This is a genomic window from Pseudomonas sp. Y3 TE3536, from assembly GCF_053629175.1.
Window position 1 is genome coordinate 3,105,591 of record NZ_JBRJHU010000001.1, and the last position, 15,270, is coordinate 3,120,860.

Annotated in this window: 12 protein-coding genes; 5 read left to right on the plus strand and 7 right to left on the minus strand. The window is 63.2% G+C overall.

Annotated features, from left to right (window positions below; translation table 11 throughout):
- Positions 1–108 precede the first annotated feature (108 nt).
- From AB7M33_RS14095 to ttgA, 3 genes are read right to left on the minus strand one after another with little or no spacing between them, the layout of a single operon-like run.
- Complete coding sequence (locus AB7M33_RS14095; RefSeq protein ID WP_454242998.1) at positions 109–1,563, minus strand: AdeC/AdeK/OprM family multidrug efflux complex outer membrane factor; 1,455 nt, start codon at positions 1,561–1,563, stop codon at positions 109–111.
- A complete protein-coding gene (ttgB, locus tag AB7M33_RS14100) occupies positions 1,560–4,712 on the minus strand; it encodes a multidrug efflux RND transporter permease subunit TtgB (protein WP_265968430.1) in 3,153 nt (1,050 codons plus the stop codon). Before ttgB ends, AB7M33_RS14095 begins: the two co-directional genes overlap by 4 nt.
- 3 nt (positions 4,713–4,715) lie before the next feature.
- Positions 4,716–5,870 (minus strand): toluene efflux RND transporter periplasmic adaptor subunit TtgA, encoded by a 1,155-nt coding sequence (gene ttgA / locus AB7M33_RS14105; protein ID WP_027594098.1) that lies wholly within the window; start codon positions 5,868–5,870, stop codon positions 4,716–4,718.
- A 254-nt stretch (positions 5,871–6,124) separates the two neighbouring features.
- Here ttgA and ttgR point away from each other — a divergent pair, with 254 nt between their 5' ends.
- Positions 6,125–6,757, plus strand: coding sequence for an efflux transport transcriptional regulator TtgR (gene ttgR / locus AB7M33_RS14110; protein ID WP_027594099.1), 633 nt, complete (start codon positions 6,125–6,127; stop codon positions 6,755–6,757).
- A 386-nt stretch (positions 6,758–7,143) separates the two neighbouring features.
- Here the strand turns inward: ttgR and AB7M33_RS14115 are convergent, their stop codons facing one another.
- Positions 7,144–8,595 carry an MDR family MFS transporter gene (locus AB7M33_RS14115; RefSeq protein ID WP_238209422.1) on the minus strand — a complete coding sequence of 484 codons (1,452 nt, stop codon included), beginning with the start codon at positions 8,593–8,595 and terminating at the stop codon, positions 7,144–7,146.
- Between the two features lie 347 nt (positions 8,596–8,942).
- Here AB7M33_RS14115 and AB7M33_RS14120 point away from each other — a divergent pair, with 347 nt between their 5' ends.
- The gene (locus AB7M33_RS14120; protein WP_027594101.1) at positions 8,943–9,812 is read left to right on the plus strand and encodes an isocitrate lyase/PEP mutase family protein; all 870 of its coding nucleotides are present in this window, start codon (positions 8,943–8,945) and stop codon (positions 9,810–9,812) included.
- Positions 9,813–9,830: 18 nt separating this feature from the next.
- On the opposite strand, the gene AB7M33_RS14125 is transcribed toward AB7M33_RS14120, so the two are convergent.
- Both AB7M33_RS14125 and AB7M33_RS14130 read right to left on the minus strand, forming a co-directional pair.
- A complete protein-coding gene (locus tag AB7M33_RS14125) occupies positions 9,831–10,004 on the minus strand; it encodes a hypothetical protein (RefSeq protein ID WP_172960383.1) in 174 nt (57 codons plus the stop codon).
- Positions 10,005–10,122: 118 nt separating this feature from the next.
- Positions 10,123–11,028, minus strand: coding sequence for a LysR family transcriptional regulator (locus tag AB7M33_RS14130; protein WP_454242999.1), 906 nt, complete (start codon positions 11,026–11,028; stop codon positions 10,123–10,125).
- Between the two features lie 104 nt (positions 11,029–11,132).
- Here AB7M33_RS14130 and AB7M33_RS14135 point away from each other — a divergent pair, with 104 nt between their 5' ends.
- Both AB7M33_RS14135 and AB7M33_RS14140 read left to right on the plus strand, forming a co-directional pair.
- Complete coding sequence (locus AB7M33_RS14135) at positions 11,133–12,008, plus strand: MBL fold metallo-hydrolase (RefSeq protein WP_454243000.1); 876 nt, start codon at positions 11,133–11,135, stop codon at positions 12,006–12,008.
- Positions 12,009–12,035: 27 nt separating this feature from the next.
- Complete coding sequence (locus tag AB7M33_RS14140; protein WP_027594104.1) at positions 12,036–12,650, plus strand: NAD(P)-dependent oxidoreductase; 615 nt, start codon at positions 12,036–12,038, stop codon at positions 12,648–12,650.
- Here AB7M33_RS14140 and AB7M33_RS14145 read toward each other — a convergent pair.
- On the minus strand, positions 12,644–13,516 hold the full coding sequence (locus AB7M33_RS14145) for a LysR substrate-binding domain-containing protein (RefSeq protein WP_099430317.1): 873 nt from the start codon (positions 13,514–13,516) through the stop codon (positions 12,644–12,646). The two genes, AB7M33_RS14140 and AB7M33_RS14145, sit on opposite strands and share 7 nt — an antisense overlap.
- 114 nt (positions 13,517–13,630) lie before the next feature.
- Between AB7M33_RS14145 and AB7M33_RS14150 the strand changes: the two genes are divergently transcribed.
- Complete coding sequence (locus AB7M33_RS14150) at positions 13,631–15,268, plus strand: 5-guanidino-2-oxopentanoate decarboxylase (RefSeq protein ID WP_099430316.1); 1,638 nt, start codon at positions 13,631–13,633, stop codon at positions 15,266–15,268.
- The last annotated feature ends 2 nt before the right edge of the window (positions 15,269–15,270 follow it).

Below are 15,270 nucleotides of genomic sequence, written 5' to 3' on the forward strand. Positions count from 1 at the left end.
GGCAGTTAAGTACCTGTGGGAGCGGGCTTGCCCGCGAAGAGGCCGGCGACGACAACCGAAAACAAAAAGCCCACCGCGAAGGTGGGCTTGATGCTGCTAGCGGATCATTCAGCCTTTCGGTGTTTCCACCGAAGCTTGCTGATTGGCCTGACCGGTTTTCTCGTACCAGCCACCGCCGAGCGCCTTGTACAGGTTGACCTCGCTGGTCAGCTGCGACAGGCGATCACCGATCAGTGCCTGCTGGGCGCTGAACAGGTTGCGTTGGGCGTCGAGGAAGGTCAGGTTGCTGTCGATACCGATACGGTAGCGACGCTCCGCCAGGCGGTAGTAATCCTGGTTGGCTTGCACCAGGTCACGTTGTGCCTGCAACTGCTCTTCGAAGGTCTTGCGCGCCGCCAGGCCATCGGAGACTTCCTGGAAGGCGGTCTGGATGGTCTTTTCGTACTTGGCGACGTTGATGTCCTTCTGGATCTTCGAGTAGTCCAGGCTGGCCTTCAGGCTGCCGGCGTTGAAGATCGGCAGGTTGATCTGCGGCTGGAACAGCCAGGTGCCCGACCCCCCCTTGAACAGGCCGCCCATGTCCGGGCTCAGGGTACCGGCATTGGCGGTCAGGCTGATGCTCGGGAAGAACGCTGCGCGGGCCGCGCCGATGTTGGCGTTGGCGGCCTTGAGCAGGTGCTCGGCTTCCTGGATGTCCGGGCGACGCTGGAGGATGTCCGACGGCAGGCCGGCCGGTACTTCGGCCAACTGGTCGGCATTGAGCTCCAGAGGCGCAGGCAGGTCGGCCGGTACGCCGGTACCCAGCAGCACGGTCAGGCTGTTGAGGTCCTGTGCCACCAGGCGCTGGTACTGTGAGTACTTGACCCGCGCGCCTTCCACGGCGGTGCGTGCCTGGCTGAGGTCGAGGGCAGAGGCCACGCCGACTTCATTGCTGCGACGGGTCAGGTTGTAGCTTTCCTGGTAGGTCTTCAGCGTTTCTTCGGTCAGCTTGAACAGCGCCTGATCCGCCTGCCAGGTGTAGTAGGCGTTGGCCACGCTGGCCACCAGGGCGATCTGCGTGGAGCGCCGCGCCTGCTCGCTGGACAGGTAGGTTTCCAGGGCCTGCTCGCTCAGGCTGCGCACCCGGCCGAACAGGTCCAGCTCATAGGCGCTGACGCCAAGGGTGGCCGAGTACTGGCTGGTGATATCAGCTTGGCCAGTTTGCGACATGTCTGCCGGTACCCGCTGGCGGCTGCCGCTGCCGGTGGCCGAAACCGCCGGGAACAGGTCGGCCCGCTGAATGCGGTACTGCGCACGGTAGGCGTCGATGTTCAACGCCGCGACACGCAGGTCGCGGTTGTTGACCAGCGAGGTCTGGATCAGCTGCTGCAGGGCTGGGTCGTGGAAGAACTGGCGCCAGCCTTGTTCGGCGGCGGCAACGTCTGCCGCTTCGGTCGGCGAGTACGCAGGGCCTTGCGGCCACTGCGCTGCCACCGGCGCTTCCGGGGTCTGGTAGTCAGGGATCAGCGAGCAGCCGCCAAGAATCAAAGCGGTTACCGCCAGGGACAACAAAGACTTGGTCATTGCCCAGCCTCATAACGTGGAGTTTCAGGGGTGACGTCTTTTTCCGGCTGTTTGCTGCCGAACAGCGACGACACTGCGACGAAGAATAGCGGTACCCAGAAGATTGCCAACACGGTGGCGCTGATCATGCCGCCGATCACGCCGGTGCCGATGGCGTGCTGGCTGCCGGCGCCCGCGCCGCTGGCGATGGTCAACGGTACCACGCCAAGGATGAACGCCAGCGAGGTCATGATGATCGGGCGCAGACGCATACGGCACGCCTCGATCGCGGCGTCGTACAGGCTGCGGCCCTGCTCGTGCAGTTCTTTGGCGAACTCGACGATCAGGATCGCGTTCTTCGCCGCCAGGCCGATGGTGGTCAACAGGCCAACCAGGAAGTACACGTCGTTGGACAACCCGCGCAGGCTTGTGGCGATCAGTGCACCGATGATCCCCAGCGGTACGACCAGCACGACGGCGATCGGGATCGACCAGCTTTCGTACAGCGCTGCCAGGCACAGGAACACGAACAGGACCGAGAGGGCAAACAGTGCCGGCATCTGCGAGCCGGAGAGTTTTTCCTCGTAGGACATGCCGGTCCAGGAGAAGCCGATACCGCTTGGCAGTTCGCCGGCGATACGCTCGACTTCGGCCATGGCCTCACCGGTACTGTAGCCAGGCGCTGGCGCACCGAGAATTTCCATCGCCTCGACGCCGTTGTAGCGGGACAGCTTCGGCGAACCGTAGGTCCATTCACCTTTGGCGAAGGAGGAGAACGGCACCATCTCGCCCTTGCCGTTGCGCACGTACCACTTCTGCAGGTCTTCCGGGCTCATCCGGGCGTTCGGTTCGCCTTGGATGTACACCTTCTTGACCCGGCCACGGTCGATGAAGTCGTTGACGTAGCTGGCACCCAGGGCAATCGACAGGGTGTTGTTGATGTCGGCAATGGTCACGCCCAAGGCGCTGGCACGTTCGTCATCGATGGTCAACTGGTACTGCGGCTCATCGTTCAGGCCGTTCGGGCGTACGGCACTGAGTACCTTGCTCTGCGCGGCTTTTGCGAGGAACTGGTTGCGGGCTTCCATGAGTTTGGCATGGCCGACACCGCCGCGGTCCTGAAGGAACACGTCGAAGCCGGTGGCGTTACCCAGCTCGAGCACTGCCGGCGGGGCGAAGGCGAACACCATCGCATCGCGGAAGGTAAAGAAGTGCTGCTGGGCACGCTGGGCCAGGGCGAACACGCTGTTTTCCGCTGAGCGCTCGCCCCACGGTTTGAGCATGATGAATGCCATACCGGAGCTCTGGCCGCGACCGGCGAAGTTGAAGCCGTTCACGGTGAACACCGACGACACGGTATCGGCTTCGTCCTTGAGCAGGTACTCACGCATCTGGTCGACCACCGCCTGGGTGCGTTCGGCACTGGAGCCTGCCGGGGTCTGCACCTGGGCAAACAGCACGCCCTGGTCTTCTTCAGGCAGGAACGCCGTCGGGATGCGGGCGAACAGCCAGATCATGCCGACCACGATCAGCGCGTAGGCCAGCAGGAACGGCACCTTGTTGCGCAGGATGGTACCGACGCTGCGCTCGTAGCCGTTTACGCTGCGGTCGAAGTTACGGTTGAACCAGCCGAAGAACCCACCTTTGGCCACATGGTGCTCGCCCTTTTTCAGCGGCTTGAGCATGGTGGCGCACAGTGCCGGGGTGAAGATCAGCGCCACCAGCACCGACAGGCCCATGGCCGAGACGATGGTGATGGAGAACTGCCGATAGATCACACCGGTGGAGCCACCGAAGAAGGCCATTGGCAGCAGTACCGCCGAAAGCACCAGGGCGATACCCACCAGGGCACCCTGGATCTGCTCCATGGAGCGCTTGGTCGCCTCCTTGGGTGGCAGCCCCTCTTCGGACATCACCCGCTCGACGTTTTCCACCACGACGATGGCGTCGTCCACCAGCAAGCCGATGGCCAGGACCATGGCGAACATGGTCAGCGTGTTGATGCTGAAGCCCGCGGCGGCAAGGATGCCGAAGGTACCCAGCAACACCACCGGTACGGTCATGGTGGTGATGATGGTGGCGCGGAAGTTCTGCAGGAACAGGTACATCACCAGGAACACCAGGACCACGGCTTCGATCAGGGTGTGGATTACCCCGCTGATCGATTCGGTGACCACCGGCGTGGTGTCATACGGGAACACGGCCTTTACGCCAGGCGGAAAGAACGGCTCGAGGTCGCTGATGGTCTGGCGCAGGGCCTTGGCGGTGTCCAGGGCGTTGGCACCGGTGGCCAGCTTGACCGCCAGGCCCGACGCCGGCTTGCCGTTGAACTGGGCGCTGACGGCGTAGTTCTCGCCACCCAGGCCTACTTCGGCGACATCGCCCAGGCGTACTTGGGAACCGTCGCTGTTGACCTTGAGCAGAATCTTCTCGAACTGCTCGGCGGTTTGCAGGCGGGTCTTGCCGATGATGGTGGCGTTAAGCTGGGTACCCGGCAAGGCCGGCAGGCCGCCGAGTTGGCCGGAGGACACCTGCACGTTCTGCGCGGCGACTGCGGTCTTGACGTCGACTGGGGTCAGCTGGAACTTGTTCAGCTTGGCCGGATCGAGCCAGATACGCATGGCGTACTGCGCACCGAACACCTGGAAGTCACCCACACCGGCCGTCCGCGAGACCGGGTCCTGCATGTTCGAGACGATGTAGTTGGCCAAGTCGTCCTTGGTCATGCTGCCGTCTTCGGACACCAGGCCGATCACCAGCAGGAAGTTTTTAACCGCCTTGGTGACGCGGATACCTTGTTGCTGCACTTCTTGCGGCAACAGCGGCGTAGCCAGGTTCAGCTTGTTCTGAACCTGAACCTGCGCGGTGTCGGCGTTGGTGCCTTGCTCGAAGGTAGCGGTGATGGTCATGCTGCCGTCGGAGTTACTTTCCGAAGACACATAACGCAGGTTGTCGATACCGTTGAGCTGCTGTTCGATGACCTGCACCACGGTGTCCTGCACCGTCTGCGCCGAGGCGCCCGGGTAGGTCACGGCGATGGCGATGGCCGGTGGCGCGATGCTCGGGTACTGGTTGATCGGCAACTTCAGGATCGACAGTGCCCCGACCAGCATGATCACCAAGGCGATCACCCAGGCGAAGATCGGGCGATCGATAAAGAACTTCGACATGGTTTACTCCGCTTTGGCGTCTGCTTTCGCCGCGTTGGCCTGATCAGGGCTGGCCGGCTTGTTGACGTTGGTGGCTTCGCTGACCTTGACCTCGACGCCTGGGCGCACGTATTGCAGGCCTTCGGTGATCAGGCGGTCGCCTGGGTTCAAGCCTTCCTCGATCAGCCAGTCGCTGCCCAGGGTACGGCTGGCCTTGAGCTGGCGCAGTTCGACCTTGTTCTCCTGGTTGACCACCAGTGCGGTCGGCGCGCCCTTGAGGTCGCGGGTCACGCCCTGTTGTGGGGCCAGGATGGCGTTGGCGTTGACCCCGGCGCGCAGGCGGGCATGCACGAACATGCCAGGCAGCAGGGTGTGGTCGGGGTTCGGGAAGATCGCGCGCAGGGTCACCGAGCCGGTGGTCTCGTCGACCGCGACTTCGGAGAACTCCAGGCGGCCCTGCTGCTTGAACAGGCTGCCGTCTTCGAGCACCAGTTGCACCGAGGCGGCGTTGTCGCCGGCCTTTTGCAGCTGGCCGCTTTCCAGGTCACGGCGCAGCTTGAGCAGCTCGGCGGTGGACTGGGTGACGTCGACGTAGACCGGGTCGAGTTGCTGGATGGTCGCCATGGCGTTGGTCTGGCCATTGCTCACCAGTGCACCTTCGGTGAACGTGGAACGGCCGATGCGGCCGCTGATCGGTGCCAGGACCTTGGTGTAGCGCAGGTCGATCTGGGCGCTCTTCAGTGCTGCCTCGGCCTGCAATCGTTTGGCATTGGCGTCGTCGTATTCCTGTTTGGAGACGGCTTGTTCATCGATCAGCTGCTTGTACCGCTCGGCCAGCGAGCGGGTCGCCTGCAGGTTGGCCTGGGCATTGGCCAGGTTGGCTTCATAGACGGCAGGGTCGATCTGGTAGAGCTGCTGGCCTTCCTTGACGTCGCTGCCTTCTTTGAAGAGGCGCTTGAGGATGATGCCATTGACCTGTGGGCGCACTTCGGCGACGCGATAGGACGTGGTACGCCCCGGCAATTCCGAGGTCAGGGTGAAGGCTTGTGGTTGGAGGGTCACGACGCCGACCTGAGGAGCCTGCGCGGCAGGCGCTGCTTCTTCTTTCTTGCAGCCACTGAGCAGTGTTGCCAGGGCGACGGCGGAAACCAGAGCGGTAACGGCTGGCTTGAATTGCATGAGGATCCTCGGGGCGCTGGAGCAGGAGACGCTCAAGAGTAATGGAAGAGTCTTGTCAGAAAAATGCTATCGGGTGGATAAATAGCTTGCTAAGGAATATACTTACATTCATGGTTGTTTGTAAATACCGCTGGGTAGTACTTGGCTACTGCCGCAGCCCTTGATTAGCCCATCCGGGAGACGCCCTGCAGAGGCGACCCCGGCGGTTTCCCCGTGTGCGCCGCGCGCTCGGGCCCAGATGAGGTTGTACTGCCATGGTCCGTAGAACCAAAGAGGAAGCCCAGGAAACCCGCGCCCAGATTATCGAGGCGGCGGAAAAGGCCTTCTACAAGCGCGGGGTTGCGCGAACCACCTTGGCTGACATCGCCGAATTGGCGGGCGTGACCCGAGGTGCGATCTACTGGCACTTCAATAACAAAGCTGAACTGGTGCAGGCGTTGCTCGACAGCCTGCACGAAACCCATGACCACCTTGCGCGTGCGAGCGAAAGCGAGGATGAGCTGGACCCGCTTGGTTGCATGCGCAAGCTGCTGTTGCAGGTGTTCAACGAGCTGGTGCTCGATGCCCGAACCCGGCGTATCAATGAGATTCTGCATCACAAGTGCGAGTTCACCGATGACATGTGTGAAATTCGCCAGCAGCGCCAGAGCACGGTGCTGGATTGCCACAAGGGCATTACCCTGGCGCTTGCCAATGCAGTGCGCCGGGGCCAGTTGCCTGCCGAGCTGGATGCCGAGCGCGCGGCGGTGGCCATGTTTGCCTATGTCGATGGCCTGATCGGGCGCTGGTTACTGCTGCCAGACAGTTTCGATCTGCTGCGTGACGTCGAAAAATGGGTCGACACTGGGCTGGATATGCTGCGCTTGAGCCCGGCTCTGCGCAAATGACTCTTTGTTAAGGATTGTGAGGGAGTGTTTCCTCATTGTATTAACGGGGCATTAAGGTGCTTCACGTAATGGTGGGAGTGCGTGGCTGCCAGGCGCTTGTCTCGGATTTTGAGGGGGGGCGCAAATCGAGCGCCGCCCGCGCGGCGCTTCGCAGCACAAGGCTGCTCCTACATCTGTTTCGGGCCAGTATCGCCTCTGCCAGCGCGCGCGACCGCCTTGTTTGTTCCGCACGATATCGAGGTGGACGCCAAAAGGCCGCGCGCCTCTGTTTCAGGATTGATTGGCCCGAAACAGATGTAGGAGCAGCCTTGTGCTGCGAAGCGCCGCGCGGGCGGCGCTCGATCTCAAGGGCGCAGAAGATCCAGCGACAAGCGGCCCCTGCAGGCTCAACGCCCACGCAATTGCCGGTCCGGCAACGCCAACGCCACCACCAGCCCCAGCAGGGCGATCACGCCACTGCCCATCAGCAAATGCCTGAACGTCTCCAGCAACCGCGCTTGGGTCTGCGGGTCTGCCTCGCCAGCCTTCAGGCTCCCCAGCAATGGATTGCCCAGCAACTCGAACCCACCTTGGTGCAGCAACGCCAGCAGCAGGCTGGACATGCACGCCACGCCCATGGCTCCCCCGAGTGAGCGGAACAGGTTGGTGGTACTGGTAGCCACGCCGATGTCCTTGATGTCCACGGCGCTCTGCGTGCCCACCAGCGAAGTCGGAAACTGCAGCCCGCAGGCTATGCCGGTCAGCAGCATGAACACGGCACTGAGCAGGGCCGACTGCGGCGGTGTGATCGCCATGGCGAAGATGGCCACCGGCATCAACAGTGCACCGGCGAGAATTTGCGGCTTGTAGCGCCCAGTGAGGCTGGTCATGCGGCCCCCGGTAAAGGCGCCCATCGGCAGGCCCATTGCCAGTGGCAGCAGGTGCAATGCCGCGCTGTCGGCGCCCGCCCCGGTGATGCCTTGGTAGCGCAAGGGCATCAGCATGGTCAGGGAAATCGACTGGAAACTGGCGAAAAAGATCACGCCCCAGCACAGCACCGCGACGCGGTTGCCGAACAGGCCGAGGGGCAGCAGGGGCTCCTGGCAGCGCCGCTCGTGGGCAATGAACAGCATCAGGCCAAGCACCGCGCAGGCGAACAGCGCCAGCACCGGCGGCGCTGTCCAGGCGTGCCCTTGGCCGACCAGGGTAATGCCCAGCAGCAGGCTGCCCAGGCCAAGAATCAGTAGCACCGCGCCCAGGTAGTCCACCTGGGCCTCGCGACGCTTCACCGGCATGTCGCCGAGCGCCCGGTGGATCGCCCACAACGCGACCAGCCCCAGCGGCAGGTTGATCCAGAACACCCAGCGCCACGACAGGTACTCGGTCAGCCAGCCACCGAGCACCGGCCCGGCGACGCTGGCCACGGCGTACATACTGCTGAAGTAGCCCTGGTAACGCCCGCGTTCGCGGGGCGGCACGAAGTCACCGATGATCGCCTGGCTGACCGACACCATGCCGCCCGCGCCAACCCCTTGCAGCACGCGCGCCAGCACCAGTTGCTGCATGTCCTGGGCCAGGGCGCAGGCAATCGACGCCAGGGTGAACAGCGAGATGCCGGTCAGGATCATCCGCCGCCGGCCGTACAGGTCGCCCAGCTTGCCGTAGATCGGCACTGCCACGGTCATCGCCACCATGTAGCCAGAGATCACCCAGGCGAGCAGGCCGACATCGTTGAACTGGGCCGAGATGGCCGGCAACGAGACGGCGACGATGGTTTGGTCCAGCGCACCGAGGAAGATGGCCAGCATCAGGGCGGTGAGCACGTTGCGCAGCACGGTCGGGGGCAGGGCGGCAGTCACGGGGTTACCTTGGCAATGGGCTTGAGGCCGATGAATTGTAACCTGACTTAGGTAGCTTCCTATGTACTATCTGCATCCCCTATGCAAGATCGGCATTGGCGCATTCATCCAGTGAGGCATGGCTGCGTGATATCGTGGCTAGACCGCAGGGGCTGTAATCCGTGGCCTGCACCAGCTTGGTGCAGCTATTTGCCGCAGGGTTTTCGTGCCGCTGTATCCCACACCTTTTATTCCTCTGCCTGCATGTCGAGCATGACCGCCCAGATGGCGACGGTTGGAACAGGTCAGGTAGACCCGATTCAGGGGTCGGTAGCAACCGTTCAATTTCACGTTATTGCGGAGTGATCATGCCCAGGGCTTCCCACCAAGATTTGCGTTTTGCCTTCCGCGAGCTGCTCGCTTCAGGTTCCTGCTACCACACAGCGTCGGTGTTCGACCCGATGTCGGCGCGCATTGCCGCCGACCTGGGCTTTGAAGTCGGCATTCTTGGCGGTTCGGTGGCTTCGCTGCAGGTACTGGCTGCGCCGGATTTTGCCCTGATCACCTTGAGCGAGTTCGTCGAGCAGGCCACGCGCATTGGCCGTGTGGCGCAACTGCCGGTGCTCGCCGATGCCGACCACGGCTACGGTAACGCGTTGAATGTCATGCGCACGGTCATTGAACTGGAGCGTGCCGGTGTGGCGGCGCTGACCATCGAAGATACCCTGCTGCCGGCCCAGTTCGGGCGCAAGTCCACCGACTTGATTCCGGTTGAGGAAGGCGTCGGCAAGATTCGCGCTGCGCTTGAAGCACGGGTCGATTCGTCGCTGTCTATCATCGCCCGCACCAACGCCGGTGTACTGACCACCGAAGAAATCATCGTGCGTACCCAGAGCTACCAGAAGGCCGGGGCCGACGGTATCTGCATGGTGGGGGTGAAGGATTTCGAGCAGCTCGAGCAAATCGCCGAGCACCTGACCGTGCCCTTGATGCTGGTGACCTACGCCAACCCCAACCTGCGCGATGACGAGCGCCTGGCGCGCCTGGGCGTGCGCATCGTGGTCGATGGCCACGCCGCGTACTTCGCCGCCATAAAGGCTACTTATGACTGCCTGCGCCTGCAGCGCGGCCAGCAGAACAAGTCCGAGAACCTCAGCGCCACCGAACTCTCGCACACCTACACCCAACCCGAGGATTACATCCGCTGGGCCAAGGAGTACATGAGCGTCGAGGAGTGACCGGCAGGGCGCCGTCGCTCAACGCACGGCGCTCAAGGTGGCGCTTTGTGGCACGCAGTGTTCGTGCTGACAATGGGCGGCCGAGCTGGGTTGGTTGCGCAGCAGTTCGACCCGCCAGCAAGCCGACCCGTACAGCCCGGCGATGGCAAACAGCGCCATGACCAGCGCGAACCTTCTTGTTTTGATGCCCATGGTACTCACCTCCTGTTACAACGCCAGGTGATACCTCTAAGCGTAGGCCAGTAGGCGCAACCTTGCGCTGCGAAGAGGCCCATTGCGGCGCAGGCCCTTTCGCAGCACAAGGCTGCTCCTACACGTCCTGATCCCATTCCGGCTCGTCCTTGAACCGCTGCGCGAGAAAATCCAGCATGCTGCGCAAGGTCGCCGGCATGTGCTTGCGCGAGGTATAGACCGCATTCAGGTTGAGTTCGCGTGGCCGTGCTTCGGGCAGCAGGCGCACCAGTTCGCCCGTGCGCAGGGCGGCAGCAGCCTGGTAGGTCGGCAACATGGCGATGCCGGCTCCGGCCAGTGCCGCCTTTTGCAGGGTCATCGCCTCATTCGCACTGATGTTGCCCTCGACCGGGACGGCAATAGCTTGGCCCTGCACCTCGAAATGCCAGAGGTGATGGCCGAAGTAGGCATGGGTCAGGCAGTTGTGCCCGCTCAATTCCTCGATCCGCTGCGGCGTGCCGTGCTCACGCAGGTAGGCCGGTGCCGCGCACACCACCGAACGGCACACGGTCAGACGCCGGGCGATCAGGTTCGGGTCCAGGTCGTTGCTGGTGCGGATGGCCAGGTCGATGCGCTCGTCCACCAGGTTGACCGTGCGATCGAGCATCTGCAACTCGACCTTCACCCCGGGGTAGCGCCGTACATACGCGGCCACGGCATCCACCAGTTGAGCCTGCCCGAACGACGTACTGACGCTGATGCGCAGCGCGCCGCGGGGGGCGTCGTCCGGTTGGCGCACGGCCACCTGCAGGTCACCGGCGAGTTCCAGCAGTTGGCGGCAGCGTGGCAGTGTTTCCTGGCCGGCGGCGGTCAGGCTCAACTTGCGCGTGGTGCGCTGCATCAGCCGCGCACCGACCCAATCCTCCAGTTCCGCCAGGTAGCGTGAAACCACCGGCCTGGACAGTTGCAGGTGGTCCGCTGCCGCCGATTGGCTGCCCAGGTCGATGACGGTGACAAAAACGCGCATCGCGTTGAGACGGTCCATGATTTGCCCGATTTTAGAAACAAACTATGTTGGAGCATCGCATTTTTTGGCATGGATCGGGCAACTAAGCTGTTGAGCATTCTTCTTCAAGACGGAACGTTGCGATGTCGCTATTCACTCCCTTGCGTGGCCTGATGCTGGCCTGTGTTGCGCTGACCGGCCAGGCGCTGGCTGCCGAACCTTTGCAGCTGGACGTCTACAACCCTGGCCACGAGGCGATTTTCCCGGTCAGTTCGGTGATTGTCAGTGGCGAAAAGGACGCCGTGCTGGTCGATGCCCAGTTCGGCAAGGCCCAGGCCGAACAGGTGGTTGAGCGCCTGCGTGCCGGAGGCAAGCGGCTGACAACCATCTACATCAGCCATGGCGACCCGGACTACTACTTCGGCCTCGACACACTGACCCAAGCTTTCCCACAGGCCAAGGTCGTCGCCTCTGCGGCTACCGTCGCGCATATTCGCCAGACCATGGACGCGAAGCTGGCCTACTGGGGCCCGCAAATGGGCGCGGACAAACCGGCCCGCCTGGTCGTGCCTGCGGTGCTCGAAGGCCATCGCCTGACCCTGGAGGGCCAGGCGCTCGACGTGGTCGGCCTGGACGGCCCACAGCCTGATCGCAGCTTTGTCTGGATTCCGTCGATCAAGGCGGTGGTCGGTGGGGTGGTGGTATCGGAACACATCCATGTGTGGATGGCCGATACCCAGTCGGCCAAGTCGCATACCGACTGGCTGGGCACGCTCAAGCGGATCGAGCAGCTGGCACCGCGCACCGTGATCCCCGGCCATTACCTCGGCCAAAGCAGCCGTTCGCTCGCCGCCGTGCGCTTCACGGCGGGCTACATTCAGGCATTCGATGCCGAAACCGCCAAGGCAAAAGACGCCGCTGCGTTGGTGGCTGCGATGAAAAAACGCTACCCGGACCTGGCCGACGAGAGCTCGCTGGAGCTCGGCGCCAAGGTCGCCAAGGGTGAGATGAAGTGGTAATTCCGTTCAACTGATGGAGTGTTTCCCATGAGCAAGATCGCAATCATTGGCGCCACCGGCCGTGCCGGCAGCCAGTTGCTGGAAGAAGCCCTGCGCCGTGGCCACAGTGTGGTGGCCATTGCCCGCGACCCGTCGCAGTTGCAGGGACGTGAGGGGGTGACCGTGAAGGCACTCGATGCCAAGGACAGCGCAGCGCTGCAAGCGGCTGTCGCCGGTGTGGACGCGGTGTTGAGTGCTGCGCATTTCTCGACGATCGAAGCGCACGCCATCATCGAGCCGGTCAAGCGTGCCGGGGTCAAGCGCCTGCTGGTGGTGGGCGGGGCGGGTAGCCTGCTGTTGCCTTCGGGGCACCGGGTGATCGACAGCCCGGACTTCCCCGAGGCCTACAAGGCCGAAGCGAGCGCGGGTGTGCGTTTTCTAGAGGTACTGCGCCAAGAGCCGAACCTGGACTGGACCTTCCTGTCGCCGTCGGCGGAGTTCGTCGAAGGCGAACGCAGCGGGCACTACACGCTAGGCAAGGATCATCTGCTGATCGGTGCCGATGGCAAAAGCTGGATCACCTTTGCCGACTACGCGATTGCCATGCTCGATGAGCTGGAGAAACCCGCGCATTCGCGGGCGCGGTTCACCGTCGGTTATTGAGCCACTGCCTGCAGCCAGTCCAGCAACTCGACCAGCCCGGCTGGCTGTTGCCTGGCCTGGCTGACCAGGTAATAGCCTTTTCCGGTCGTCACCTTCAGGGCAAACGGCATGCACAGCCGCTTGCTGCGCAGGTCATCGCCGATCAGCGACCAATCGCCGATGGCCACTCCGGTGCCCTGGGATGCCATGGCCATCGCCATGTCCAGTGTTTCGAAGTGCTGCTTTGGCCCCTGTACATCGAACGTGGCACCGGCCGCCTGCAGCCATAAACGCCAGTCATGCTCGTCACGCGAGGGGTGCAGGAGCATGTGGCGCATCAAGTCGTCGATGTTGGCCAACGGCAACGGGCCTTGCAGCAGCGAAGGGGCGCACACTGGCGTCAGTTGTTCGTCGAACAGCTTGCGCACCTGCAAGCCCTGGTTCGGCGCGCTGCCATACACCACCGCCGCATCAAAGCCTTCGCGGGCAAAATCCACCCCATGCTGCACGGTGGTGGTCAGCTCTACTGGCACATCCGGGCGCAGCGCCTGCCATTCCATCAGGCGCGGCAGCAGCCAGCGCATCACGCAGGTTGGCGCCTTGAGTTGCAATGTGGCGCTATGCCCGCCGACTTCCCGCACGCCTTGTTCGATCAGGGCAAATACCTGTTGCACCCTGGGCAGCCAGTCCTGGCCTTCACGGGTCAGGCTCAGGCCACGGGCCTGGCGCTGGAACAGGGCGTAACCGAGGTGCGCTTCAAGCGCGGCGATCTGCCGGCTCACGGCACCTTGGGTGATGTGCAACTGCTGCCCCGCTCGGGTGAAATTGCAGTGCTGGGCAGTCACCAGAAAGGTGTGCAGGGCGGGCAGGGGAGGAAGGCGTTTCATTGCACTGAGCCATGATTTGAAGACATGGCTAGTATGTGTTTTTTTGCATTGTGGCGATAGCGCTGCCTTGGGTCCAATAAGCGCAGATTTCAACAAGACTCAAGGTAAACACACATGGCAACCTGCGGCGAAGTACTGGTCAAACTCCTTGAAGGCTATGGTGTGGACCATGTCTTCGGCATTCCAGGCGTGCATACCGTTGAGCTCTATCGCGGCTTGGCAACGTCCTCCATTCGTCATATCACCCCGCGCCACGAGCAAGGTGCCGGCTTCATGGCCGACGGCTACGCACGCACGCGCGGCAAACCCGGTGTGTGCTTCATCATCACCGGCCCAGGGATGACCAATATCACCACCGCCATGGGCCAGGCCTATGCCGATTCGATCCCGATGCTGGTGATTTCCAGCGTGCAATCGCGCGATCAGCTGGGCGGCGGCCGCGGTAAGCTGCACGAACTGCCCAACCAATCTGCACTGGTGTCGGGTGTGGCAGCCTTCTCCCAAACCCTGATGAGCGCAGACGACCTGCCCCAGGTACTGGCCCGGGCCTTCGCCGTGTTCGACGGTGCTCGACCGCGCCCGGTGCATATCGAGATTCCGCTGGACGTACTGGTCGAGCCGGCCGATCACCTGTTGCCGGCCCGCCCGGTCCGCAGCAGCCGGGCAGGTGCCGCGCCGCAGGCCGTGGCGCAGATGGCCGAGCGCCTGGCCCAGGCGAAGCGCCCGTTGATCCTGGCCGGCGGCGGTGCATTGAACGCTGGCGCTTCGCTGGCACGCTTGGCAGAGCAGCTTCAGGCTCCGGTGGCATTGACCATCAACGCCAAGGGCTTGCTGGCTTCCAATCATCCTTTGCAAATCGGCTCGACTCAGTCGCTGCCGGCTACCCGTGCGCTGGTGGCCGAAGCGGATGTGGTGTTGGCCATCGGTACCGAGCTGGCCGAAACCGACTATGACGTGACCTTCAAGGGCGGCTTCGAGATCCCAGGCAGCTTGCTGCGGATCGACATCGACCCGGACCAGACGGTGCGCAACTATCTGCCTGAGCTGGCGCTGGTCGCCGACGCCGACCTGGCCGCCGAAGCACTGTGCGTTGCCTTGCAACAGCAGCCGCTGCCGGCGCGTGAAAGTACCTGGGGGCCAGCACGCGTCACGCAGCTGCGCCAATCGCTGGCGGACGGCTGGGACCAGCCGACCCTGAGCCAGACCCGCCTGCTGACCAGTATCCTCCAGACACTGCCCAACGCCATTCTGGTCGGGGATTCGACCCAGCCGGTGTACTCCGGCAACCTCACGCTGGACATGGACGAGCCTCGCCGCTGGTTCAATGCCTCGACCGGCTACGGTACCTTGGGCTATGCACTGCCGGCGGCGATGGGCGCCTGGCTGGGCAGCGCCGCGCAGATCGCCGAGCGCGCGCCGTCGGTTTGCCTGATTGGCGATGGTGGCATGCAGTTCACCCTGCCGGAGCTGGCCAGTGCAGTCGAGGCGCAGGTGCCGCTGATCGTGCTGCTGTGGAACAACCAGGGTTACGAAGAAATCAAGAAGTACATGGTCAACCGCGCCATCGAGCCGGTCGGGGTGGATATCCATACCCCTGACTTCATCGGCGTGGCCCGGGCGTTGGGCGCTGACGCGGAGCATGTGAGTGATGTCGCGCAGTTGCAGGCGGCACTGGGGCGTGCGGTGGAGCGCAAAGGGCCGACGTTGATTCAGGTTGATCAGAATCAGTGGCAGGCGGCCGTTGCAGGTTAACT

Excerpts from the sequence above, each read along its gene's own strand:
- AB7M33_RS14150 (WP_099430316.1), top strand. The coding sequence starts at position 13,631 with ATGGCAACCTGCGGCGAAGTACTGGTCAAACTCCTTGAAGGCTATGGT.
- AB7M33_RS14120 (WP_027594101.1), top strand. The coding sequence starts at position 8,943 with ATGCCCAGGGCTTCCCACCAAGATTTGCGTTTTGCCTTCCGCGAGCTG.
- AB7M33_RS14135 (WP_454243000.1), top strand. The coding sequence starts at position 11,133 with ATGTCGCTATTCACTCCCTTGCGTGGCCTGATGCTGGCCTGTGTTGCG.
- ttgR (WP_027594099.1), top strand. The coding sequence starts at position 6,125 with ATGGTCCGTAGAACCAAAGAGGAAGCCCAGGAAACCCGCGCCCAGATT.
- ttgA (WP_027594098.1), bottom strand. The coding sequence starts at position 5,870 with ATGCAATTCAAGCCAGCCGTTACCGCTCTGGTTTCCGCCGTCGCCCTG.
- AB7M33_RS14145 (WP_099430317.1), bottom strand. The coding sequence starts at position 13,516 with ATGAAACGCCTTCCTCCCCTGCCCGCCCTGCACACCTTTCTGGTGACT.
- AB7M33_RS14095 (WP_454242998.1), bottom strand. The coding sequence starts at position 1,563 with ATGACCAAGTCTTTGTTGTCCCTGGCGGTAACCGCTTTGATTCTTGGC.
- ttgB (WP_265968430.1), bottom strand. The coding sequence starts at position 4,712 with ATGTCGAAGTTCTTTATCGATCGCCCGATCTTCGCCTGGGTGATCGCC.
- AB7M33_RS14130 (WP_454242999.1), bottom strand. The coding sequence starts at position 11,028 with ATGGACCGTCTCAACGCGATGCGCGTTTTTGTCACCGTCATCGACCTG.
- AB7M33_RS14140 (WP_027594104.1), top strand. The coding sequence starts at position 12,036 with ATGAGCAAGATCGCAATCATTGGCGCCACCGGCCGTGCCGGCAGCCAG.
- AB7M33_RS14125 (WP_172960383.1), bottom strand. The coding sequence starts at position 10,004 with ATGGGCATCAAAACAAGAAGGTTCGCGCTGGTCATGGCGCTGTTTGCC.